Here is a 23,204-nt window from a genome sequence, read left to right on the forward strand (position 1 = left end):
CCCAACAAAACTCTGACGGATTTCTGAGACAGATTTTCTCCCGCGATGACTGAAATCTGTTATACTGCATTCACTTACCCTTGAGCTTTACGTGCAGGGAATTGAATTCCGACCAAAGCGATCCCAGTTAATTTTGAACCTAATACATGATCTGAAGCCCGAGCGAAGTTGCGTTGAACCAGACTTTTAAACCTCTTCCTGCCCTGATTGCTGCGGCTCTGATCGTCAGCGCCAGCTCTGGTTTGGCAGAGGATTGGACGGGTGGCTACGTAGGGCTCAGCTTTGGATACGCGGATGCGGATGGACCGGGGGGATCAAGCGGAGATGACACTTCTTTTGGGGCGCATGTAGGCTATGATCAGGACTTCGGGAATTTCGTTCTTGGCGGTGAACTTGAATACAACCGCCTGTCCCTGAACCTAAACCAGTCTCAGGGAAGCCTGGACAGCATGACCCGTTTGAAACTGCGTGGCGGGTACGATTTCGGCAGTGCGCTGGGGTATGTGGTCGTTGGCGCGGCACGGGCCGAAACATCCGTCGATAGCGATACCGCCGCCGTTTACGGAATCGGCATTGCTTATCCGATTGGTAAGAATTTTGTCATCAGCGGTGAAGCGCTGCGGCAAGACTTCGATGATGTTACCCGATCCACCGGTGGCTTGGATTCCAACGTCTTCAATCTGCGTACAACATTCCGTTTCTGACAAACGGTCTATTCTGCTGCGTGCTTCCTCGCAAGTTGTGACGCGAAAGTACAAAGCGTTTTCAGCGCCACTGCAAAGCGTTCATCCTCCACGGTCATGGCAACCCGTATGTGCCCGGTAGCAGCCTTGCCGAAGCTTTCGCCGGGCATGACGGCAATTCTGTGTGCGTTCAGCAGCGCGTTGGCAAACGCGTCCCCCGACAACCCGGTCGCGCGGATATCCAGCATCAGATACATGGCACCCTGCGTAGGTACGAGGCCTACGGTGTTTTGCGAGGCCAGTATATCCATTGCCAGGGCACGTCGACGGCGGAACGGGGCGGCGATCTTTTCTTCCAGTTCAACACCTGCGGTCAGCGCATAACTGGAGGCATCCTGCACGAACCCGGGAACGCCGTAGGTGGTGTGGGTGGCCAGGTTGATCAGATGGCTGATGACCTCCTTGGGGCCGACGACCCATCCACACCGCGACCCGGTCATGGCGTGGGACTTGGACATGGATCCAACCACAAGTGTGCGTTCTGCCATGCCGGGCAGCGTACGCGGAGAAATGTGTTCGCCGTCCCAGACCTGCGTGTCGTAAACCTCATCCGAAATCAGCCAAAGATCGCGCCGCTGGCAGACATCGGCGACCTCCTCCAGCGATTGACGGGAATAGACCACACCGGTCGGATTGTTTGGCGTGTTGATCAACAGCGAAACAGCGCCTTCAGCAGCAGCGTCGATCCACTCGGCTTTGGGCTGGAAAGCGTCTTCAGCGGTGGTTTGAACCGCGCGGGCAACAGCGCCAACGCCCCGAATTGTTCCGGGATAGGTGGCATAGTAAGGGTCGAGGAACAGGCCCACATCACCGGGGTCGCACACGGCCATATGTGACGCGAACAGGGCGGCTTGCCCGCCGGGGGTGATCAGAACGTTCTTCCGCGAGGTAGGAACACCTGTGCGGGTCTGAACCCGTGCGGCAACCGTGTCGCGCAGCAGGTCCGTGCCGGGCACCATCGCGTAACCTGTATGGCCGTTGCGGGCCGAGAGCTCCATCGCCTGAAGAATCGAAGGGTCGGTTCGGGTGTCATGTTCACCGATTGTCAGCTCGGTTACGGCTAGTCCTTCGCTCAGCATCCGGCGGGCGCGGTAAAACACGTCCCAGCCGTCGCTGCCGCCGCCGGTGATCTGCGTGATGCGTTCAGACAATTTCATACCATCGCCCCTGGTTGCCTTGCGCTGAATGGGGCAGAGCAGAAACGGTTTGTCAATCAGCTTCGCGGTGGCAAGGTCGCCTGAAGTTTTTTAGTCAACGACGCGCGAACGAGGTCATATGAAACCGTCAAACGATGGCGCAGCTCGTCTGTTTCGGCATCAAACGGCAGGCGGACCCAGCTACGGTGAAAATAGGGGGCTTTCATTCCGACACCAGCATCGATCACCATCTGCGCCGTTTCAAGGTCGGGCGTTTTGACCGACACGCCGTCATTTGCAATTCCGATACAGGCAAACATCTTGCCGCCGATTTTCCAGGCGTCATGCCCGCCGCCCCACGGGTCCGACAGTTCGGCTCCGGGGAGTTCTTTGCAGATGAAATTGACGTAGTTTCGATCCATGACCGGCACTGTGCCGAAGCGTTCGAGTAAACTCAATGCTTGGCTTGAGGGTGACGCCATGATAACCGATGGGATATGAACCCGGTGACCTGCATCATTATCTGCTGCATTACCTGCTGATTTATCAAGCGGGCCGGTTTCTTTCGTTTTCATCCCTGAGACAAGTTGCTAAGCCCGCGCCAACGCGCAAGCATTTGCTGTTTCCTAGGAGCCCGACCGATGACGACGATCAAGCTGCACAACACGCGGACGCGGACGAAAGAAGACTTCGTGCCGATCGATCCTGAAAACGTGCGGATGTATGTCTGTGGTCCGACGGTCTATGACCGCGCGCATCTGGGCAACGCCCGCCCGGTTGTGGTGTTCGACGTTCTTTATCGTCTGTTGCGCCATGTCTACGGCGCAGAACACGTGACCTATGTGCGCAACTTCACAGACGTGGACGATAAGATCAACGCGACCGCCCTCAAGCGCAAGCAGGCCGGGGCCGAAGGAACGCTCGAGCAGTTGGTGCAGGAACGATCTAATGAAACCATCGGCTGGTACCTGCATGATATGGGTGCTTTGGGCACGTTGGAGCCAACCGAGATGCCGCGCGCGACCCAGTACATTGCTCAGATGATCGCAATGATCGAAGATCTGATCGCCAAGGGCCATGCCTATGCCGCCGAAGGCCATGTTCTGTTTGCTGTCGACAGTTGGAAAGAGAGCTACGGAAAACTGTCGGGGCGCTCGGTGGACGACATGATCGCAGGCGCGCGGGTTGAGGTGGCGCCCTACAAGAAGAACCCGATGGATTTCGTTCTGTGGAAACCGTCAACTGATGAACTGCCGGGCTGGGACAGCCCATGGGGGCGGGGACGTCCGGGGTGGCACATCGAATGCTCGGCCATGAGCTATGAGTTGTTGGGCGAGAGTTTTGATATCCACGGTGGCGGCAACGACCTGATGTTCCCGCACCACGAGAACGAGATCGCGCAGAGCAAATGCGCGCACCCGCATGGTGAATTCGCGCGGGTCTGGCTGCACAATGAGATGTTGCAGGTCGAAGGCAGGAAGATGTCCAAATCGCTGGGCAATTTCTTTACCGTGCATGATCTGCTGGAGCAGGGCGTTCCGGGCGAAGTGATCCGGTTCGTTTTCCTGCAGACGCATTATCGCAAGCCGATGGACTGGACCGAGAAGAAGGCCCGTGAGGCAGAGGCGACGCTGCGCAAGTGGCGGGCGCTGACATCGGGCATCGAACCCGCTGCCAGCGCGGCACCTGCTGTTGTCGAGGCTTTAGCTGATGACTTGAACACTGCAGGTGCTATGACAGAACTTTACCGTTTGGAGCGTCAGATAAGCCGTCAAAAAACAGCACTGAATGAACCTATGAATCTAACTTCAGGTTTGCTGCAGAACTTCTTGGCAAGTGCGCAATTGCTGGGTTTGCTGTTACCTGAGGCGGGGGCGTGGGCACAAACATCGCAGATTGGCGAGGAGTTGGATGACTTGATCCAAGAACTCTTGATGGTGAGGTCCCAAGCAAGGACAGAAAAAAAATGGGCGCAGGCTGATATGATCCGAGACGGTTTCAAAGCTGCTGGCGTAAAAATAAAAGACGGAAATAATGTTGCTTCCTGGTCGATTGAAAAAGACGAACTCGATGCATTGCCATATTTTCATCAAGTCAGAGCGGCATTTGCCTCTGGAAACAGTATCGAATTGCAGCATGCGTTGGATGACGCCAAGGAAGCAGGAGTTCACTTTTCTGATGTTTCTCAACTTGATGTTGCTCCCGCTTGGCGTACAAAGCCGAGCTTTGCGTTTGTTCAGTCTCGTCTAAGAGAATTGAAGCGAGAATTGGAGAGAGGCAAATGACCAGAGAACGCCTCTATCTTTATGACACCACCCTGCGTGACGGGCAGCAGACGCAGGGCGTGCAGTTTTCGACCGCTGAAAAAGTACAGATCGCACAGGCGCTGGACGCATTGGGGGTGGATTACATCGAAGGCGGCTGGCCCGGCGCCAACCCCACCGACAGCGCGTTTTTCGAGGCTGCCCCAAAGACCGCGGCCCGGTTGACGGCCTTTGGCATGACCAAACGGGCGGGGCGTTCGGCCGAGAATGACGATGTGCTGGCTGCGGTGATGAATGCGGGTACGCAGGCCGTTTGTCTGGTTGGCAAGTCCCATGACTATCACGTGACCCATGCGCTTGGTATTTCGCTTGAAGAGAACACGGAAAACGTTCGTGCTTCGGTGGCACATATCGTTGCGCAAGGGCGCGAGGCGCTGTTCGATGCGGAACATTTCTTTGACGGGTACAAGGGCAACCCGGAATACGCGACTGAAGTTTGCCGGGCCGCGATGGAGGCGGGTGCGCGTTGGGTTGTGCTGTGCGACACCAACGGTGGCGCGTTGCCGTCCGAGGTCGGGCGGATTGTATCAGAGGTGATCGCAGCAGGCCTGCCGGGCGAACGGTTGGGTATTCACACCCATAACGATACAGAGAATGCAGTAGCCTGTTCACTGGCGGCCGTCGAAGCAGGTGCCCGGCAGATTCAGGGAACGCTGAATGGGCTGGGTGAACGCTGTGGCAACGCGAACCTGACGGCCCTGATTCCGACGTTGCTGTTGAAAGAACCCTATGCGTCGCAGTTTGAAACCGGCGTCAGCCCTGAGGCGCTGGCCGGGCTGACCCGCATCAGCCGCATGTTGGATGACGTCCTGAACCGGGTTCCCAGCAAGCAGGCGGCTTATGTCGGCGCATCGGCTTTTGCGCACAAAGCGGGATTGCACGCCAGCGCGATTCTCAAGGACCCATCGACTTACGAGCATGTGGACCCGGCGAGCATAGGCAATGAACGCATCATTCCTATGTCGAACCAGGCTGGTCAGTCGAACCTGCGCAAACGCCTGACCGAAGCAGGGTTGAGCGTTGAATCCGGTGATCCCGCATTGGGCCGAATCCTTGAACGGATCAAGGACCGTGAAGCGGATGGGTATTCCTATGACACCGCACAGGCCAGTTTCGAACTGTTGGCACGGGATGAACTGGGGCAACTGCCAGAATTCTTCGAGGTCAAGCGCTACAAGGTCACCGTTGAGCGGCGGAAAAACAAATACAACAAGATGGTCAGCCTGTCCGAGGCTGTCGTTGTGGTGAAAGTGGATGGTGAAAAGAAACTGTCGGTCAGCGAATCCATGGACGAGTCTGGCAACGACAGGGGGCCTGTGAACGCGCTGGCCAAGGCGTTGGCGAAGGATTTGGGTCAATACTCGCAGATTTTGTCGGACATGCGCCTTGTCGATTTCAAGGTCCGTATCACCCAGGGCGGCACCGAGGCGGTGACACGCGTCATTATCGACAGCGAAGACGGTCAGGGGCGACGTTGGTCGACCGTTGGCGTAAGCGCGAACATAGTTGATGCGTCCTTTGAGGCGCTGCTGGATGCGATCCAATGGAAACTGGTCCGTGATTGTGATCCGCAAAAGGCAGCGGCCGAGTGAGCGTGGTCTTTGACGATGATGTCAAAGCCTGCGCCGCACTGGTGCAGCGGGCTGATCCTGACAGGTTCCGCGCGACGATGGCGGCTCCGGTGTCGGCCCGGTCGGTGTTGTTTCCGGTCTATGCGCTGAATGTTGAAGTCGCCCGCGCGCCTTGGGTGACGCAAGAGTCCATGATCGCCGAGATGCGGTTGCAATGGTGGCGCGACGCGCTGCAGCAAATCGCAGAAGGCACCGCAGTTCGGAGGCATGAGGTGGTGACGCCTCTGTCCCGGGTCCTCTCGCCGCATCTGGCAGGTATTCTGGATGAATATATCGCTGTAAGGCGTTGGGACATATATCGGGATCCGTTTGAAGATCAGGAACATTTTGACGCTTATATCAATCACAGTTCCGGGTCGCTTTTCGTGGCCTCAGCTCAGGCGCTGGGTGCGGCGGAGGAAAGCGTGCTGCGCGATTTCGGGTACGGAGTCGGTGTGGCAAATTGGTTCCGCGCCATTCCCGAACTGGAAAAGCGGGGTCGCGTACCTTTGCTTGATGGTACGACGGGGGGCGTTCAGCAACTGGCACAATCTGCTTTGGACCGATTGCGCAAGGCGCGATCAAACCGGGACGACATAGCGCCTGATGCGCGTCCCGCGCTGTATGCAGGTTGGCTTGCGGAATGGGTTCTGAAGCAGGCCATCGCCCAGCCCGAGCGTGTGGCGGCAGGAACGCTTGAACAAGGCGAAATGCGTCAGCGACTGTCCCTGATGTGGACCGTCGGCAGCGGGCGCTGGTGATCAGACGCTTTCGGGGTCGGCCGGGCGCAGTACCAGCCACAACAATGCACCGCCTGCCAGAGTCAGCAAAGGGATCATGGCGAGGTTAACAGCATTCCACCCCTCGATTGCAGAGCCGCCTGAGCAGTTCATCAACCCGCCCGAGGCCAGCGATGCAAGTGTCACACCACCAAACACCAGCAGGTCATTGAGGCCCTGCATCCGACCACGCTCTTGCGGTTCATGAGATGCGGCCAGCATTGTGGTAGCGCCGATGAAACCAAAGTTCCAACCAATGCCCAAAAGAACAAGGGCGACAAAAAAGTTTCCAAGTTCAACGCCTTGCAGCGCAACCACCCCTGATGCGGCAAGTATGGTCAGGCCCAGAGCGACGATCTTTTCAACGCCAAACCGGGCAATCAGGTGCCCAGTGAAGAAGCTGGGGACATACATTGCCAGCACGTGACTTGTCACGATATCCGCCGCGTCATTGGCCGAAAACCCACAACCGACAACTGCAAGCGGTGTCGAGGTCATGACAAGATTCATCAGCGCATAAGACACCATGGCACAGACGATCGCGACGGCAATGCGGGGCGTTTTCAACAGCTCGATCCGTGACCGCCCCTTGGGTTCATCGGCCGCAGGTTTCGCAGGCGTGGGAATGTCGAGAAAAAAGAACAGGGCCGAGCCTAGAACGTTGATCCCGATTACAGCCATATATGTACCCAGAAAAGGGATGACGTAAGCTTCAGACGTAAGCTTCACGATCTGTGGACCGATGATGGCGGCCGCCAATCCGCCCGCCATGACGTATGAAATCGCCTTCGGGCGGTAATCGTCTGACGCGGTGTCTGCTGCTGCAAACCGGTAGAACCCGTGCGCACTCATGTAGATACCAGTCAGCAGGCTGCCGACAAGAAAGATGGGGAAGGAACCAAGGAACAGGCCATAGGCTCCGATCAGCCCGCCCAATGCGCCGGCGGTTGCCCCAACAAGAAACCCGACGCGACGGCCCCATTTTTGCATGATGGCCGAGATCGGCGTGGCCGCCAGCATCGATCCCAGAACGATCAGGGATATCGGCAGTGTCGCCAAACAGGGGTTCGAGGCCAGCGACTGACCTGCAAGTCCGCCAACGATGAACATCATGGGCATCTGCGCGCCCAGTATGGCTTGGGCAGCCACCAGCACGGCCACATTGCGTTTGGCCCGTCGGTCGTCCGGAAGAGTTGAAATCATGGTCATGGGCGAATGGTTATCGGCTAAGTGTTTGAGGCACAACCGGGTTGCATCTGCGTCACATGCGCCTAACGTGCCCGAGATAGCAGAGCAGGGAGGCCGCATGTCCGTAGGCCGCATCATCGAAACACCGGACTGTGTTGCGGAAGGGGCCGAATGGCTGTCCCGATCCTGTCCGCGCATGGCCTACGCGATGGATCAGACCGGCCCGTTGCCGCTGCGCCGCCGCCCTGACGGGTTTGCGCAATTGCTGAGTGCAATTGTCAGCCAGCAGGTGAGTGTGGCTTCGGCAAATGCGATCTGGAAACGGCTTCGGGATGCCAAGCTGACCGGCCCGCGCAAGATCATGTGGGCGACGGATGAAGAACTGCGGGCAGTTGGCCTGAGCCGGCAGAAGATCAGATATGCACGGGCTCTGGCCGAAGCACACATCGACTATAAGGCACTGCGCGATGCAACTGACGCAGATGTCGTCGCTACATTGACGCAAGTTCCGGGTATCGGTGTCTGGACAGCCGAAATCTATGCCATGTTCTCACTGGGTCGTGCGGACGTCATCGCACCCGGTGATCTCGCCCTGCAAGAAGCAGCGCGTATCCTCTACGACCTGCCTGACCGTCCGACAGACAAGAAATTGCGCATAATGGCCGAAGCCTGGTCTCCCTGGCGTTCGGTTGCGGCGCGGGTGCTGTGGGCCTATTACCGGGTTGCAAAACAAAGAGAAGGGATCAGATGACACGGGTTTTGAATGCGCTCCGGAAAGAGCCTGTTTCGGGAGACACGCGCTCGGTCGTGGTGTTCGTGCATGGCTATGGCGCAAACGGTGCCGATCTGCTGGGTTTGGCCGATCCGCTGGGCGAGCATCTGCCTGACACATTGTTCGTGGCCCCGGACGCGCCCGAGCAGATCCCCGGAATGCCCAATGGGTATCAGTGGTTCCCGATTCCCTGGATCGATGGGTCTTCCGAGGATGAGGCCCGCCGTGGCATGGAAATGGCTGTCGAGGACTTCAACGCCTTTCTGGACGCGCTGATGGTGGACGAAGATGTGCTGCCCGAACAGGTTGTTCTGTTTGGTTTCAGCCAGGGCACGATGATGAGCCTGCATGTCGCACCACGCCGGGAAGATCCCGTGGCCGGGGTTGTAGCCTTTTCAGGCCGTTTGCTGGAGCCCGATCTGCTGCCGGATGAAACCGTCAGCCGGATGCCTGTCTTGCTGGTGCATGGCGACGCTGATGACGTTGTCCCGCCTCAATCGTTGCCGGAAGCGGCCGAAGCCTTGCAAGCTGCTGGTTTCAAAGAGGTCTATGCCCATGTCATGAAAGGCACGGGGCACGGTATCGCGCCGGATGGGCTCAGCGTGGCGCTGGCCTTCATGCGCGACAAACTGAGCTTGTAAAAGTGATCGTCGTGCGACCAATGATGCGGGAGGATGTGGCCGAAGCGTGCCGCATCCTCAATCAGGTCATCGAGATTGGAGGCACAACCGCGTTCGAAGTTCCGTTTTCCGAGCCTTTGTTCGCGCAAAGCTATCTGGAAGGCTTGGATAAGATATGCTGCCACGTTGGCTTGGATGAACAGGGTGACGTGGTTGGCTTTCAGTGGTTGGGTGCGCATGACACGTTGCCTGAGGATTGCGCGGACATCGCCACGTTCACACGTCGCAGACCCGCACTTCGTGGAGCTGGACGTGCCCTGTTTCGGGAAACGATCAAAACGGCCGCCGCATTGGGGTTCCGTGCAATCAATGCAACAATCCGGGCCGATAACATTTCGGGTCTAAGTTATTATGAAAAAATGGGTTTTCGGGATTACTCGATCGCTTATGGTGTGCCGTTGCGTGATGGCACGCCGGTAAACAGAATCTCGAAACGGTTTGAACAGGTTCAGTCCCACAAGTGACCTTCGGCGAACTCTACCGAGTTTCCGGCCGGATCGCGCACATACAAGGACCGTGCGCCTCCGGGCCAGTCAAACTCGGCGTCTACCGGAATATTCCAGTCCAGAAGGTGTTTGCGCATCGCTGCGATGTCCGCACCCGACAGCACAAGACACACATGTCCGGGGCCGCGCGCACCATGAGGCGGAACGGGCATGTCGGGGCTGACGGGCGGTTGTTCGGTCTTGTCGGGATTAAAAATCAGCAGCACCGATCCGCCGATGCGATAGAAAACATGGCGATCAGCAACACGTTGAATACGCTCCAGCCCAAGAACTTCACCGTAAAACTGCTCTGCCGCGTCCAGATCGTCGACGTAGAGCGCCGCTTCCAGAATGGCCGACGGGGCCGGGATGTTAGGCGTTATCTTCATGACCCCAGTTTAGCAGATCAGGGCAGGGTCTGTCACCGGCGCGGGCGACGGTCGCGCTTGCGTTGCGGGGCCGCGTTCAGCGTCGGCAGTGGCAGACTGTCCCAGCGCCCGGGTTCAAGATCATCCAGGGTCCAGTCTCCGATGCGGTACCGGATCAGGCGCAGGGTCGGCAGGCCAACTGCCGCCGTCATCCGCCGCACCTGTCGGTTCTTGCCCTCGCGGATGGTCAGTTCAAGCCAACTGTCCGGCACGGTCTTGCGGTCGCGGATCGGTGGGGTTCGGGGCCAGAGCGCCACGGGCTCGTCGATCTGGCAGGCCTTGGCAGGGCGGGTCAGGCCGTCCTTCAATTCGACCCCGTTTCGAAGCGTTTTCAGGGCAGCCTCGTCGGGGATGCCTTCGACCTGAACCCAGTAGGTCTTGGGCATCTTGTGCTTTGGGTCCGAAATCTGTGATTGCAGCCTTCCATGATCCGTTAGCAGCATCAAACCTTCACTGTCACGGTCCAACCTTCCCGCCGGATAGACACCGGGCAGATCGATGAAATCGGACAGCGTGCTGCGTGGGCTATCCGCATTGGCGCGGTCCGTGAACTGCGGCAGCACGTCATATGGTTTGTTGAAGCGAATGAACCAGGACATGACCCGCGCATAGCCCGAAGGGCGCCCCCGGCGCAAGCTGTGGATAACTGTCATGTGTCTGTTACGGATTCGCTTTACCCAGTCTGCGACATATTGTGGAAACTCAGGGCTTGTCAGAGCTTTAACACGATATATAGTTATTAAAAGACCGGGGCGGGTGCTCCCCGCTCTGGTGTCACAAACGGGCAGCTGAGAGCGAGGAGCGATTCTGTGATGGACGGAGACTTCAGGACCGAATTTGTAAGGGAGCCGGGTACGCTCAAACAACACCCGGCCCTGGTTTTGAACGCCGATTATCGCCCCTTGTCCTATTACCCGCTGTCACTGTGGCCCTGGCAGGAAGCGATCAAGGCCGCCTGGTTGGACAGGGTGGATATCGTGGCTGAATATGACGAAGTCGTTCGCAGTCCGAGCACCGAAATCCGAATACCTTCGGTCGTTGTTTTGAAAGACTATGTAAAACCCAGAAAGCGCGTGGCCTTCACGCGCTTTAATTTATTTTTGCGGGATGAATTCCGCTGCCAGTACTGCGGCAGCCGGGACAACCTGACCTTCGATCATGTGGTGCCGCGGGCCGCCGGTGGTGTGACCAGTTGGCAGAACGTGGTGGCGGCGTGCAGCCCGTGCAACCTGCGTAAAGGATCAAAATCGCTGCGCCAGGCCCGGATGACCTTACGCAAGCCGCCGCGCCAACCTGATGCCGAAGCGCTGCGCAATATCGGACGGAAATTCCCACCGAACCACCTGCATGAAAGCTGGATCGATTTTCTTTACTGGGATGCAGAGTTGGATCAGTTCTAAACCGCCCGGGATTTCCACGCGGCCAGCCAGATCAGCACCAGTATGGCAGAAGCAACGGCGTTCCAACCTGCCATCGAGATGCCGAACATCTCCCAAGGGATGTCATCGCAACGCACCAAAGGCGCGGACATGATTTGATCGAACAGATCGTCAGTAGACAGGCCGCTGATGCTACCCGATGTGCAGCTGCTTGGACCTTCCCACCAGCCTTGCTCGACTCCGGCGTGAAATGCACCCACAGCCGAAGTCGCCGCCGCAGCTGCCGCGCCCAGCAACGGCAGGAAGCGCAGCCTGGGCAACACCAGCGCCACTGCGCCAATCGCGATGGCCACCGCATGAGGATAGCGCTGCCAGATGCACATTTTACATGGTGCAAGCCCGCCCAGATGCTGAAAGCCAAAAGCGGCCAGAAGAAGGGCCAATGATCCAAGACTTGCCAGTGCGACAAGTTGCGAACGTCTTGTCATAAGTATTTCACCACCAGAAATCCGCCAAACAGGAGGATGATGAACAGAGTGAACATTAACCCCAGGCGCTTTTCGATGAAATCGCGTATCGGCTCACCGAATCTCCAGAGCAGGCCTGCGACAAGGAAGAACCTCAAGGCGCGGGCCAGAATCGAGGTGGCTATGAAGGTTCCAATCGGCATGCCGGTCCAACCCGACATAATGGTGATGACCTTGTAGGGGAAGGGGGTCACACCAGCGGCCAGAACGGCCCAGAATCCGAAGTCGTTGAAACGGGTATTGAATTCTTCCATGGCATGGGCTTTCCCCATGGATTCCAGAATGGGCTGCCCGATGCTTTCATAGAAAAACGCACCAATCGCATACCCCAGCATGCCACCCAGAACCGAAGCCACCAGCGCCACGGTTGCGATCAACCATGCCCGGGACGGGCGGGCCAGAATCATCGGAATCATCAACACATCCGGAGGGATCGGAAAAAACGAACTTTCGATGAAAGCCACGATGGCCAGCGCCCACAGCGCGTGAGGGTGTTCGGCCAGACGAATGGTCCAGTCATAAAGCGATCGTAACATAAAGCACTCAAATCCCGTTCTCGGTCTGGAGCTAAGCCAAACCATGCGCCTGACGGACCGTCAACAGCCGAGGTTGAAACAAATGGATTATTGGATGGTTTTTGCCTCTGGACCTTCGCTTGGATGAGCGCTAATTCAGTGTCCGTGGCCCAAGTGGCGGAATGGTAGACGCAGGGGATTCAAAATCCCCCGGTAGTGATACCGTGCCGGTTCGAGTCCGGCCTTGGGTACCAAAGTAAAAACAGAGGGTTAGGGGAACCTACCCTCTGTTTTTTCTTTTCGGGGTTTTGGCTTGCTCACACTTTCGACTTAAACTCTCACGTTCTGACCCCGTTCTGTTCCGGCAGCAAAAAGTGATTGTTCAATCGTGAGTCGTTGATCTCAAGTACGATTATGCGTGGCATGTCCTGCGAATTTGAAGCGAAGTGAAGACAGGCTGGTCATCAAGCTAACCTTCGCTGCAGGTGCTAAGTCAACTTCTTGAGCTCAAGTCGTCAATGAAATCCGAGACCGATGAGCTTTTTCAGCGAGCCCAGGTGCGGACATTCAGAAACGCCAAAGGCATCCGATTGTGACCTACGGTTTTAATGGAGAACAAAGGTTTCGTGGTGTTCTTGTCCCAACCTAATCACTCTCGTAATCAAGAAGATCTTCATAAGAATAGACTGAGGAGATTTCGCCCTCGAGACCCGAAACAAAATTGGGGTCTTTCGGCAAGCATCCAATATCGCAGATTTGTCGTACTTCCATTCGCTCCGTATCAACGTACCACAAGCGTCCGCCAGGCGTTGCTACAAAGCCGTCGATACCTTCATCTTCGTCTGCCTCAATGTCGGCAACGCTCGGAACTTCAGCACTGTATTCTGGGTCAAACCCCCCGTGCGTGTGGTAAGACAAGACAAGTGCCATGCCATCTTCATCTTGATCCCAAACGCAACTTTCATTGTCACCTGGCTGAGCTGCGGTGGCAACGAGTTTTCCGGCTGCATCATATGCAAGGTAGCCACAATATTCTGTGTCATTTTTGAACGAAATGCCCTGCAGGCTGGACAATGTCGCTTTCGCCAAGCTGATTTCTTCCTGTGATTGGGCCATGACGGCCACGGGCGACCAGAGTGTCAAAACCGCAATTACCGTACGAAAACAACACGTGGCATCACGCATACTGCTGGCAAGACCAAAATGATAAGCCGCGAACGGAATGCAAAGAACCAATAAAACAGTAAAAGTAATCTCGATCATATTTCCCCCCTATTTTCAAAACCCTACAATCCGCGCGGTTTGGAACTGCGAAGGCAACCAGCAGGCGTTCCACCTGTACCTGCGTAGGCCGTCAGTTTACATGTTCGACAACCCCACGCCGTCAAGCTTCCGTGGTCACTCGAAGTGTCTATCTTCCATCTGCAAGCCTTACCCTTACAGGCCCCGTTCTTCGAGCTATGACAAAAAACAATATCGCAATGAAAAAAGTTCCGACCAGTATTGCCGCGATCAGCCAGGCGTCAATCCCGCTTTCCGACAATGTGATCGTCTTCTGGACGCTGCCCCTTATTTGTGGGCTTCCTTAAACAAAGTTGATAGAGCTTTGATCCCCCGCCTTCACGGGCGTGAGAGTTCGAGTCTATCCTTGGTACCACACCCAACATATCAACCGCAAATGCGTCAGCAAACAGCCCAGAAGCCTTGATCAAACTGCTGACCCCGCCTTTGATCTTCGTGTCGTATTTGAGGTGTTCTGTAATCTGCTACGAAAGCCACAACTTTCTGGTCCTGCATCAGCAGAAAGGTCATCTCATCTTCGACAGAATAGAACGTGGCTTCGCTTTCGATCGAGCTGGTCCTGATGCATCACTTGTCAGATCCGCCAGCACGTTCAAGCGTGACATGCCCTCCGACCACATCCGAGACGCGGTTCGCGCTGTCTCGAGGTGAATTGCGCCGGGGAGAAGGTCAAGTGTTGGATTTGGAGCGTTCGGAGGGACCCACACTGTACCCGATGAAGTGATGGGGAAAGTTAAGGATTTAACCTCAAATATGCGAATTGACGCAGGTCAGGCAAGTGCCGGCCTTGACATTGAGGGTATCTGAATGAAACCTCACAAGGGTTGGGAGAAATTGGAAAATTCAAAGAGTTGTAGCCGTTGCGATGCGGGCCGGTTTGTATTATCGGCACGCTTCTCTGAGCAAGGCGATCAATCTGATTTCCAACTGCCAGACTAAAAAGTGGGAGTTAACAAATGAAAAACAGCAGCAAATTGAGCGTCGGCGCCTTCGTCACGGCAGCCCTTTTGGCTCCGGCGGCATATGCCGAAGAGTTCATTACAATCGGTACCGGCGGTGTAACCGGCGTTTACTATCCGACCGGCGGCGCGATCTGTCGTCTGGTCAACAAGGGCCGGAAAGAGCACGGCGTGCGCTGCTCGGTCGAATCGACCGGTGGTTCAGTTTACAACATCAACACCATTCGCGAAGGCGAGCTGGAGTTTGGTGTGGCCCAGTCTGACTGGCAGTACCACGCCTACAACGGCACCTCGAAATTCGAAGAAGCTGGCCCGTTCGAAGGCCTGCGCGCCGTGTTCTCGGTCCACCCCGAGCCCTTCACCGTCGTGGCCCGTGCCGATTCCGGCATCACCAACTTCGAAGACCTGAAGGGTAAGCGCGTCAACATCGGCAATCCGGGTTCCGGTCAGCGCGGCACCATGGAAGTCCTGTTGGGCGAAATGGGCTGGACCACCGACGATTTCGAACTGGCGACCGAGCTGAAAGCGGCTGAACAGTCGGCAGCCTTGTGCGACAACCAGATCGACGCGATGGTTTACACCGTTGGTCACCCCTCGGGTTCGATCCAGGAAGCCACCACAGCCTGTGACTCGGTTCTGGTGAACGTCAGCGGTGAGGCCGTGGACAAGCTGGTCGGCGACAACTCGTTCTACCGTACCGCAACCATTCCCGGTGGCATGTACCGTGGTTCGGACGGTGACACCGCGACCTTCGGTGTCGGAGCAACTTTCGTGACCTCGGCAGATGTATCGGATGATGCTGTATATGCGGTTGTCAGCTCGGTCTTTGAAAACTTCGATGATTTCAAAAAGCTGCACCCGGCATTTGCAAACCTGAAGCCCGAAGAGATGATTGCGGACGGCCTGTCGGCTCCGCTGCATCCGGGTGCCGAGAAGTACTACAAAGAAAAAGGCTGGATTCAGTAAACCAGACCTGACGCAGGGCGCCCAAGGGCGCCCTGCGCAAAACCCGTAAGAAACGGGGTTTAGATGGCCGAAAAATGGCCGCGACGGGGAGACATTTGATGAATTCCGACACTCAATCCAATCGTCCGCTTTCCGAAGAAGAGCTTCAGGATCTGGTTGCATCTTCTGACGCAGGAGGGCGCAATCCGGTCGGGAACGTGGGCGTTTTCCTGGCGATCGTGGCCGCGATCTGGTCAATATTTCAAGTTGTTCTGGCTTCGCCCCTGGCGAACTATGTCTTGCCCGGAAGCGTCGTGAACAATGCACGGCAATTCCACCTGGCTTTTGCCCTATTTCTGGCTTTTGCGGCCTATCCGGCGCTCAAATCCAGCCCCCGGAACTATATCCCGATTCAGGATTGGATCATGGGATTGGTGGGTGCGTTCGTCGCGCTGTACGGCTACTTCTTCTACGACAAGATCGTCAATGCGGGCGGTTTGGCTGACGACACCGACAAATGGGTTGCGTTGCTTGGCTTGATCCTGCTGTTCGAGGCTGCGCGCCGTGCGCTTGGCCCGGCCATGGCAATCATTGCAACGATATTTTTGGCTTATGTCTTTTTCGGTGCCTCAGAATGGGTGCCTGAAGTTATCCGCTGGAAGGGCGCGAGCCTGAAAAAGGCGATGAGCCACATGTGGATCACGTCAGAGGGCGTGTTTGGTATCGCACTGGGTGTTTCCACGAAATTCGTCTTCCTGTTCGTGCTGTTTGGCGCATTGCTGGATAAAGCCGGGGCAGGGAACTACTTTATCAAGATGGCCTTTGGGGCCCTGGGCCACCTGCGTGGTGGTCCGGCCAAGGCGGCGGTTGTGGGTTCGGCTGCGACCGGCCTGATCTCGGGTTCGTCGATTGCCAATGTTGTCACCACCGGCACATTCACCATCCCGTTGATGAAACGTGTCGGGTTCAGCAGTGAACAAGCGGGCTCGGTCGAGGTTGCCAGCTCGGTCAACGGGCAGATCATGCCGCCGGTGATGGGGGCCGCTGCATTCCTGATGGTTGAATATGTGGGCATTTCTTACGTCGAGGTGATCACCCACGCCTTCCTGCCTGCCGCGATTTCCTACATCGCGCTGGTCTATATCGTGCACCTTGAGGCGGTGAAGCGGAACATGCCCACACTGGGCGACCGCGATGTGCATCTGGCGCGGACCGTGGTGGGGATGCTTGGGTTCTTCCTGGTTTTTGCAGGTCTTTGCTATGGGTCACAATTCCCCGTGGATGCCGTGACAAGCTTGGTGCCGTCGGCGGCCGGTCTGGTGCTGAGCCTGATTATCTGCGCGGTATATGTCGCCCTGCTGTATCTGGCTGCCCAGGTGCCTGACTTGGAACCGGACGATCCGAACGCAAAAGAGGTTACGCTGCCGGTTATCGCCGATATCTACAAGGCAGGTCTGCATTACCTGCTGCCGATCATCGTTCTGGTTTATTTCCTGATGATCGAACAGAAGTCACCGGGCCTGTCTGCCTTCTGGGCCACATCGCTGCTCTTTGTCATCCTGCTGACGCAGAAGCCGCTGAAAGCGATGTTCCGAGGGCAGAGCAACCTATACAACAGCTTTATCGATGGTGTTGCCGACCTGTGGCAAGGACTGATCGACGGGGCACGCAACATGATCGGCATCGCGCTTGCCACGGCAACCGCGGGCGTGATCGTGGGAACCGTCACGTTGACGGGTGTTGGTCAGGTGATGGCCGATCTGGTCGAGTTCCTGTCGGGCGGCAATCTGATCCTGATGCTGGTCATGGTCGGGCTGCTCAGCCTGATCCTGGGCATGGGTTTGCCGACAACGGCGAACTATATCGTTGTCAGCTCGCTGATGGCTGGGGTGGTTGTTGAACTGGGTGCGCAAAGCGGGCTGATCGTTCCCCTGATCGCTGTCCATCTGTTCGTTTTCTACTTCGGGATCATGGCCGACGTGACACCTCCGGTCGGACTGGCCAGCTTTGCCGCTGCGGCTGTGTCGGGCGGCGATGCAATCAAAACCGGTTTCACGGCGTTCTTCTACAGCCTGCGTACCGTGGCGCTGCCCTTTGTCTTCATCTTCAACACAGATCTCCTGCTGATCGATGTAACGTGGGTCGAGGGGATTCTAGTCGCCATTTTCGCGACCATAGCGATCCTGGTGTTTACGGCTGGAACGATGGGGTATTTCCTGACCCGCAGCCGGATCTATGAAAGCATCGCCCTGATTTTCGTGGCATTCGCCCTGTTCAGGCCGGACTTCTTCATGGACCGCATCGCGCCTCCATTCCAAACGGTTGATCCGGCCGCGTTCGAAGAGACAATCGGTCAAACTCCGCCCGGAACGGAGGTACGGTTGGTGGTTTCCGGACCTGATTTCGACACGCTCGAGATGGTGGATACCACCGTCGTCGTCACCGTCGGAGAAGAGGAAGGCGGAGCCGCACGGGTCGAGGCAATGGGCCTGCTGTTGATCCCCGAGGATGGGTTGGTCAAGCTTGAAGAGCCGCTGTTCGGCACACCTGTGGCCGACGATCTGGGAATCTTCGATTACTATGGGGATGAGGCCGTGCGCCTGACTTCGGTCAGTCTGCCGTCGAGCCAGCCGCCGAAGCAATTGGTTTATATCCCGGCGATGATCCTTCTCGGCCTTATCGCTTTCCTGCAACGCGGTCGTGCCGCAAGACAAGGAGTGCCCGCATGACACGTTCTGTTCTGTGTGCCGTTGATATCAGCAACGGCGAGATTGATGCGCCGGTCCTGAATAAAGCAGCTGCGCTGGCGGATATGGAAGGGGCGCAACTTGACGTCGTGACCGTGTTGCCTGATTTCGGGGAAAGCTGGGTGTCGGGTTTTTTTGAATCCGGTTTTCACGACAAGGCATTGGAGGAAGCGCAAGCCAAGCTGACTGCGCTGTGCGTATCGACCCTGAGTGCTGAGCGAAACAAAAAAATCCGCCATGTCGTAGCGACGGGAACAGCCTATCAGGAGATCCTGAAAACGGCCGAAAGCGCCGATTCCGACCTGATCGTGATCGGTGCTCACAAACCGGACTTCAAGGATTACCTGCTTGGTCCGAACGCCGCGCGCGTGGTGCGGCATTCCAACGTTTCCGTTTACGTGGTGCGCTGACCGCGAAATCATATCCAGTACGCAACTGTGTTGAAACGCCGACGGCAGTCCGCTGCCGTCGGATAGTTCAGGAAGCATCTGTGCAGCAGCTGTTTCAGTAGCCTGTCATTTCCAGATAACCAACGCCTTCGTGGCTGCCTGTGACTGTAACCGGGCCTTCCCAGTATTCGAAACGCGTACCCATCCACGCGTCTGGCGTCAGGGCAGTTACCGCGACGTCTATGCCTCGACTTGAAAGCAGGACGCGCCACTGCGTCGGGACTTCGCGCCCGGCGACCTGATTGGTCGCAAGCGGCTCAAGCCTGACGGATCCGTTGGGGATCGCCTCGGTACTGCCGTCTGAATTGATCCATGTGGCCGAAGTAAAATCGCCACGACCGCCGCGCAGGCGAAAGGCCATCAGTTTGTCTCCGTCCTCAAAGCTGAGAGAAAACCAATCCCAGCCGGTTTGATCCTCGGCCAAGGGTTGCGAAGACCATTCCCGGTCCAGCCAGCCCTTACCAGTGACGCGCATATCACCGTCCGGCAGATGCAGAACGCCCTCAACTGAGTAGAAGGGCTGCGAATAATAATAGCTGGCCTGCCCGTTGGCTGATTTGACCGAATGGCCGGCGTTGCCGTGAAACACCAACGGGCCTCGTGCCGTCAGCGCAAGATCATACCCGAACTCTGTGCCGTTTGCTGTCAGGGTCAGGGTGTCAAGATCCGGTCCGGCCATGCGCCATTCGTCGATCCAGGCCTCGAACGGTTGCGCCGTAACACCTGCCTGCCCGATCCCCCCACGCGACAGGCGTTCAGCAAAGTAGTGGGCTTTGGGCGTGGTGGCCGCCGCATGGCCCATCCAGATTTGCGGGCTTTGCCAGCCATCAGCTTCAAACGGTTTCAGGGCGGACCGAAAAAGGGTCCATTGAATGCCATAGTCGCGCCCGTCTTCGCCTTTGAGGTTGGCCGTTAGATACCACCACTCGATCCTATAGGCGGGATGAGGTCCATGATCTTTGGGAAAGTCGAATTCGAACCCCGCCTGTGGTATCCCGAATCCTTCGGCCAATCCTCCAAGACCAGCATAGCCCTGTGCCCAAAGCGGCGATGGGCACAGAAGCGCAAGAATGACCAAAAGGGCTTTAACGTTCATTGGCGAACACTCTCAGCAGATCGGCAGGGGGCAGACGCAACATACGCAGCGCGGGCAGGGTGGCGGCAATCAGGGCGGCCAGCAGGGTCAGCAGGAACAGCCAGAGCCAATCCCACGGGAAGACGAACATCGGTAGCCGCCAGCCAAAGGCCTGTACATTGATCACTGCCAAAAGAACCCAGGCAAGGATCAGACCCAGCGGCAGTGCCAGACAAGCGGTCAGAGCGGCAAGCAACACGCTGCGCAGCAGCTCCAGCTGTGCCAATTGGGTCCGGTTCAGCCCCAGTGCCCAAACCGGGGCGATTTGCGGCAAACGTTGTGTCCACAAGGTCAGCAAGCTTGTAAGTATGGCAAAACCTGCAACGCCCAAGGTCAGGATATTCAACGCGGAAGTGACGACAAAGGTTTTCTCGAAGATTGCCAGCGATTGAGCCTTCATGGCGGCCTGCTGAACCACGGCCTGACGCGGCAGGGCGAAACGGTCCCGCAAGGTTTGCGCCATTTCACTCGCCTGCTCGGGGTTCAAACGGATGCCAAACCGTCGGGTCTCTGCCCCCGGCGCGATGCGGTCAAGCTGGGCCATCGAAACAATGGCTTGCCCGGTCGGGTTTCCATAATCCGAATACACCCCGGCTATGGTCAACGCGTGATCCGGGGATAGCGTCAGCGTATCTCCGGGCCAGAGGTTCGCGCGCCGTGCCAGTTGTTCGTTGATCAGAATCGCGTCTCCGGCCATGACGTCGTCCCAGACGCTCGCGGTTGCCGAAATCAAGGGCCAGTGCTGCCGATAGGCCGGATCATCTACGACCCCGTACAAGAACAATGGTCCTGTCTCGAGCGACAGTTCCACGTTGCGAATTGGCAGGATGGCGTCGACCTGTGGTCGCAGCCACTCGGTGATCTCGCGCCCTTGTTCTTCGTCACGGACGGTCAGGTAGAGCTCCGAAGTCAGGCGTTGGTCGAGCCAGCCGACAAAGGTCAGCCGGAAACTTGAAACCATTGTGCCCACACCGATATTTGCTGCAAGCGCAAGCAACAGGGCCATCAGAGCAAGAGACAGCCCGGGCAATTGTGCACGCATGTCGGCCCAGACCCACTGCGCCACGGCACCGCGTGCCCTGTGGGAAAAGACAGAAAGCGCGAAGGTCAGAAGCGATGGTAACAAAAGGGCAGCACCGGTCAGCAACCCGGCCAACAGAATGAAGCCGGCCACCAATCCACCGATGCCGAGATAGGCGATAGTACCTCCGGCGATCAGTGCCACGCCAAGTAAACCTGCCAGATGGCGTGCGCCCGCGTTGTCCTGCCAGGCTTGGACACCAGGCCCTGCCAGCAGAGGCATACGAGATAATCGCCACAGCGCATGGCCACTGGCGATCAGGGTGCCGAAGAGTGCCATGGCGATCCCGGCAAATACCCAATGCGGATGCATCGTCAATTCTCCGGTCACAGGGGCACCGTACAGGCCGCGCAGGGTCGCGGCGACATCGGGCAACAACGCTCCGGCCAGAAAGAAACCAAGCAGCAACCCCATGAATCCACCGATCAGGGCCAGAACCGTCAGCTCAGTCAGGATCAAAAAGACCAGCCGCTGCATGGAAACACCCAGCGCGCGCAATGTGCGGATCATGCCGCGGCGTTGGGCAAAGGCCAGCCCGACAGTACCGTTCACGATGAACAGGCCAACGGCAAAGGATAACAGACCAAAGGCAGACAGGTTCAGGTGAAAACTGTCCGTCAATCGTGCGGTATCGACTTGCGAGGAGGGGCCGGAGCGCTCCAGTTCAGGTGCGATCTCGGTCAGGGGGGGGCGATTACGCGGTTGATTGGGCAGGACAATGAGGCGCGAAATCAAACCGGGTTGGTTCAGCAAGGTTTCCGCTACGCCGATATCTGTCAGAATAACATCAGGGGGCAGCGCCGTGGTGAACGAAACTGGAGGAAGGTTGCTTTGGTCGCGGAACAGAGGCGCGAGTTCTTCCGCGATCAGGAGGCGCCCTGGAGCGGTCAGCATGTCAGCGGGCTCGGGCGGCGCGACGCTTTGCTCTGCCTCGGTCATAGCTGGCAAGGCGGGGTAGGCGACCATGTCCACGCCCATCAGACGCAAAGTGCGGCCTGCGATCCGATAGGGGCCTTCCAGAACGGCCGCTACCTGCCAGCCTGAGCGACGCAGATCAACGTAACGAGTGACCGGGATCAAACCAGATGGATCGTGCAGTTCGTCGAACTGCCCAAGGGCGAGTTGCGCGTTGGCCCGGGCATAGCTTACACGTGCTTCGGCATTGATGGCCTGAACCGCGGACCAAAGACCCGTGGCCAACGCGATGCCTGTCAAAAGCGTCGCAAGTTGCAACCAGTGCACCCGCCAATGTGACATCAAAGCCTGAATGATGGCAGTTGTCATTGGATGCGACCACCGCATAGCTGGACGTTTCGATCCAAGCGGGCCGCTATCTGTTGGGAATGGGTGACCAACAGAAGTGCTGCGCCGGTATCGGCCACCAGTGCCAACATCAGATCCAGTACTTTTGCGCTGGCGGTTTCATCCAGATTGCCCGTGGGCTCATCCGCCAGCAGCAGTTTCGGGCGCGCAGCCATCGCACGACCAATCGCCACCCGTTGCTGTTGCCCGCCGGAGAGGTTTTCGGGATATCGGTCCAAAAGATCCGACAGGCCCAGACGTTCGATCAGCTGTGCGGTCCACCCAGCATCTTCGGAACCGGCAAGGCGGGCATGAAACGAGAGGTTTTGCGCAACGGTCAGGGATGGGATCAGGTTGAACTGCTGAAACACCAGCGAGACCTGCCTGCGCCTCAACTCGGCCCGACCGGCATCGTCCAAAGGGGACAGAGGCGTACCGTTCAAAGTGATTTCACCGCTGTCGAAACAGTCGAGTGCAGCGGCAAGGTTTAACAGAGTGCTTTTGCCACTGCCGCTTTCTCCGGTCAGGGCCAGAGTTTGCCCGTGATCTAGGGTCAGCGACACGTCACGCAGAACCGGACGCCCGCCGGGATAGGTTTTCTGAACACGGTCGATGGTCAACAGCATGATCTGGCCTTTTTCTTCCAAGGATGTGCAACGGAATTCCAAACTGTCCAGTGCGGACCCGCACCCGGTTCCATTCGCCGCAGGTTGTCATC

22 protein-coding genes and 1 tRNA gene are annotated in these 23,204 nt (G+C 57.4%); 12 read left to right on the forward strand and 11 right to left on the reverse strand.

Features of this window, described 5'->3' with window-relative positions; all coding sequences use genetic code 11:
- Positions 1-173: 173 nt before the first annotated feature.
- A complete protein-coding gene (locus tag D1823_RS04840) occupies positions 174-704 on the forward strand; it encodes an outer membrane protein (RefSeq protein WP_254683797.1) in 531 nt (176 codons plus the stop codon).
- Between the two features lie 8 nt (positions 705-712).
- On the opposite strand, the gene D1823_RS04845 is transcribed toward D1823_RS04840, so the two are convergent.
- Positions 713-1,900, reverse strand: a complete 1,188-nt coding sequence (locus D1823_RS04845) for a pyridoxal phosphate-dependent aminotransferase (RefSeq protein ID WP_117868860.1) — start codon at positions 1,898-1,900, stop codon at positions 713-715.
- 56 nt (positions 1,901-1,956) lie between these two features.
- Positions 1,957-2,454: an MmcQ/YjbR family DNA-binding protein gene (locus tag D1823_RS04850; RefSeq protein WP_371415295.1), complete on the reverse strand. Its 498-nt coding sequence runs from the start codon at positions 2,452-2,454 to the stop codon at positions 1,957-1,959.
- A 66-nt stretch (positions 2,455-2,520) separates the two neighbouring features.
- Between D1823_RS04850 and cysS the strand changes: the two genes are divergently transcribed.
- The 3 genes from cysS to D1823_RS04865 are packed head-to-tail and all read left to right on the forward strand — an operon-like array spanning position 2,521 to position 6,574.
- Entirely contained in the window at positions 2,521-4,164 is a 1,644-nt protein-coding gene (gene cysS, locus D1823_RS04855; protein ID WP_254683798.1) for a cysteine--tRNA ligase, read from the forward strand.
- On the forward strand, positions 4,161-5,795 hold the full coding sequence (gene cimA, locus D1823_RS04860; protein WP_117868861.1) for a citramalate synthase: 1,635 nt from the start codon (positions 4,161-4,163) through the stop codon (positions 5,793-5,795). Before cysS ends, cimA begins: the two co-directional genes overlap by 4 nt.
- Before the next feature lie 2 nt (positions 5,796-5,797).
- Complete coding sequence (locus D1823_RS04865; RefSeq protein ID WP_117868862.1) at positions 5,798-6,574, forward strand: squalene/phytoene synthase family protein; 777 nt, start codon at positions 5,798-5,800, stop codon at positions 6,572-6,574.
- On the opposite strand, the gene D1823_RS04870 is transcribed toward D1823_RS04865, so the two are convergent.
- Entirely contained in the window at positions 6,575-7,801 is a 1,227-nt protein-coding gene (locus D1823_RS04870; RefSeq protein WP_117868863.1) for an MFS transporter, read from the reverse strand.
- Positions 7,802-7,898: 97 nt separating this feature from the next.
- Here D1823_RS04870 and D1823_RS04875 point away from each other — a divergent pair, with 97 nt between their 5' ends.
- From D1823_RS04875 to D1823_RS04885, 3 genes are read left to right on the forward strand one after another with little or no spacing between them, the layout of a single operon-like run.
- Entirely contained in the window at positions 7,899-8,531 is a 633-nt protein-coding gene (locus D1823_RS04875) for a DNA-3-methyladenine glycosylase (RefSeq protein WP_117868864.1), read from the forward strand.
- Complete coding sequence (locus tag D1823_RS04880; RefSeq protein WP_117868865.1) at positions 8,528-9,193, forward strand: alpha/beta hydrolase; 666 nt, start codon at positions 8,528-8,530, stop codon at positions 9,191-9,193. Before D1823_RS04875 ends, D1823_RS04880 begins: the two co-directional genes overlap by 4 nt.
- Positions 9,194-9,213: 20 nt before the next feature.
- Entirely contained in the window at positions 9,214-9,696 is a 483-nt protein-coding gene (locus D1823_RS04885; RefSeq protein WP_117868866.1) for a GNAT family N-acetyltransferase, read from the forward strand.
- On the opposite strand, the gene D1823_RS04890 is transcribed toward D1823_RS04885, so the two are convergent.
- Entirely contained in the window at positions 9,681-10,106 is a 426-nt protein-coding gene (locus D1823_RS04890) for a VOC family protein (protein WP_117868867.1), read from the reverse strand. The two genes, D1823_RS04885 and D1823_RS04890, sit on opposite strands and share 16 nt — an antisense overlap.
- Positions 10,107-10,138: 32 nt before the next feature.
- On the reverse strand, positions 10,139-10,744 hold the full coding sequence (locus D1823_RS04895; protein ID WP_117872746.1) for an rRNA large subunit pseudouridine synthase E: 606 nt from the start codon (positions 10,742-10,744) through the stop codon (positions 10,139-10,141).
- 213 nt (positions 10,745-10,957) lie between these two features.
- On the opposite strand from D1823_RS04895, the gene D1823_RS04900 reads away from it, so the two are divergent.
- On the forward strand, positions 10,958-11,545 hold the full coding sequence (locus D1823_RS04900; protein WP_117868868.1) for an HNH endonuclease: 588 nt from the start codon (positions 10,958-10,960) through the stop codon (positions 11,543-11,545).
- On the opposite strand, the gene D1823_RS04905 is transcribed toward D1823_RS04900, so the two are convergent.
- Both D1823_RS04905 and D1823_RS04910 read right to left on the reverse strand, forming a co-directional pair.
- The gene (locus D1823_RS04905; protein WP_117868869.1) at positions 11,542-12,012 is read right to left on the reverse strand and encodes a disulfide bond formation protein B; all 471 of its coding nucleotides are present in this window, start codon (positions 12,010-12,012) and stop codon (positions 11,542-11,544) included. The two genes, D1823_RS04900 and D1823_RS04905, sit on opposite strands and share 4 nt — an antisense overlap.
- A complete protein-coding gene (locus D1823_RS04910) occupies positions 12,009-12,587 on the reverse strand; it encodes a YqaA family protein (RefSeq protein WP_117868870.1) in 579 nt (192 codons plus the stop codon). Before D1823_RS04910 ends, D1823_RS04905 begins: the two co-directional genes overlap by 4 nt.
- Before the next feature lie 147 nt (positions 12,588-12,734).
- Between D1823_RS04910 and D1823_RS04915 the strand changes: the two genes are divergently transcribed.
- Positions 12,735-12,820: transfer RNA gene (locus tag D1823_RS04915), tRNA-Leu, on the forward strand.
- A 391-nt stretch (positions 12,821-13,211) separates the two neighbouring features.
- Here D1823_RS04915 and D1823_RS04920 read toward each other — a convergent pair.
- Positions 13,212-13,829, reverse strand: a complete 618-nt coding sequence (locus tag D1823_RS04920; RefSeq protein ID WP_117868871.1) for a DUF4329 domain-containing protein — start codon at positions 13,827-13,829, stop codon at positions 13,212-13,214.
- A gap of 995 nt (positions 13,830-14,824) precedes the next feature.
- On the opposite strand from D1823_RS04920, the gene D1823_RS04925 reads away from it, so the two are divergent.
- The 3 genes from D1823_RS04925 to D1823_RS04935 all read left to right on the forward strand — a co-directional run bounded on the left by D1823_RS04925 (position 14,825) and on the right by D1823_RS04935 (position 18,929).
- Positions 14,825-15,793, forward strand: coding sequence for a TAXI family TRAP transporter solute-binding subunit (locus D1823_RS04925; protein ID WP_117868872.1), 969 nt, complete (start codon positions 14,825-14,827; stop codon positions 15,791-15,793).
- A 98-nt stretch (positions 15,794-15,891) separates the two neighbouring features.
- Entirely contained in the window at positions 15,892-18,501 is a 2,610-nt protein-coding gene (locus tag D1823_RS04930; RefSeq protein ID WP_117868873.1) for a TRAP transporter permease, read from the forward strand.
- Positions 18,498-18,929, forward strand: a complete 432-nt coding sequence (locus D1823_RS04935) for a universal stress protein (RefSeq protein ID WP_117868874.1) — start codon at positions 18,498-18,500, stop codon at positions 18,927-18,929. The genes D1823_RS04930 and D1823_RS04935 overlap by 4 nt, the downstream gene beginning before the upstream one ends.
- Positions 18,930-19,023: 94 nt before the next feature.
- Here the strand turns inward: D1823_RS04935 and D1823_RS04940 are convergent, their stop codons facing one another.
- Genes D1823_RS04940 through D1823_RS04950 form a run of 3 tightly spaced genes read right to left on the reverse strand, consistent with a single transcriptional unit; the run spans position 19,024 to position 23,112 of the window.
- Complete coding sequence (locus D1823_RS04940; protein ID WP_117868875.1) at positions 19,024-20,064, reverse strand: lipocalin-like domain-containing protein; 1,041 nt, start codon at positions 20,062-20,064, stop codon at positions 19,024-19,026.
- Positions 20,054-22,468, reverse strand: coding sequence for an ABC transporter permease (locus tag D1823_RS04945; RefSeq protein WP_117868876.1), 2,415 nt, complete (start codon positions 22,466-22,468; stop codon positions 20,054-20,056). Before D1823_RS04945 ends, D1823_RS04940 begins: the two co-directional genes overlap by 11 nt.
- Complete coding sequence (locus tag D1823_RS04950) at positions 22,465-23,112, reverse strand: ABC transporter ATP-binding protein (protein ID WP_117872747.1); 648 nt, start codon at positions 23,110-23,112, stop codon at positions 22,465-22,467. The genes D1823_RS04945 and D1823_RS04950 overlap by 4 nt, the downstream gene beginning before the upstream one ends.
- Positions 23,113-23,204: the final 92 nt, after the last annotated feature.

Source organism: Ruegeria sp. AD91A (assembly GCF_003443535.1).
Lineage (GTDB): Bacteria > Pseudomonadota > Alphaproteobacteria > Rhodobacterales > Rhodobacteraceae > Ruegeria.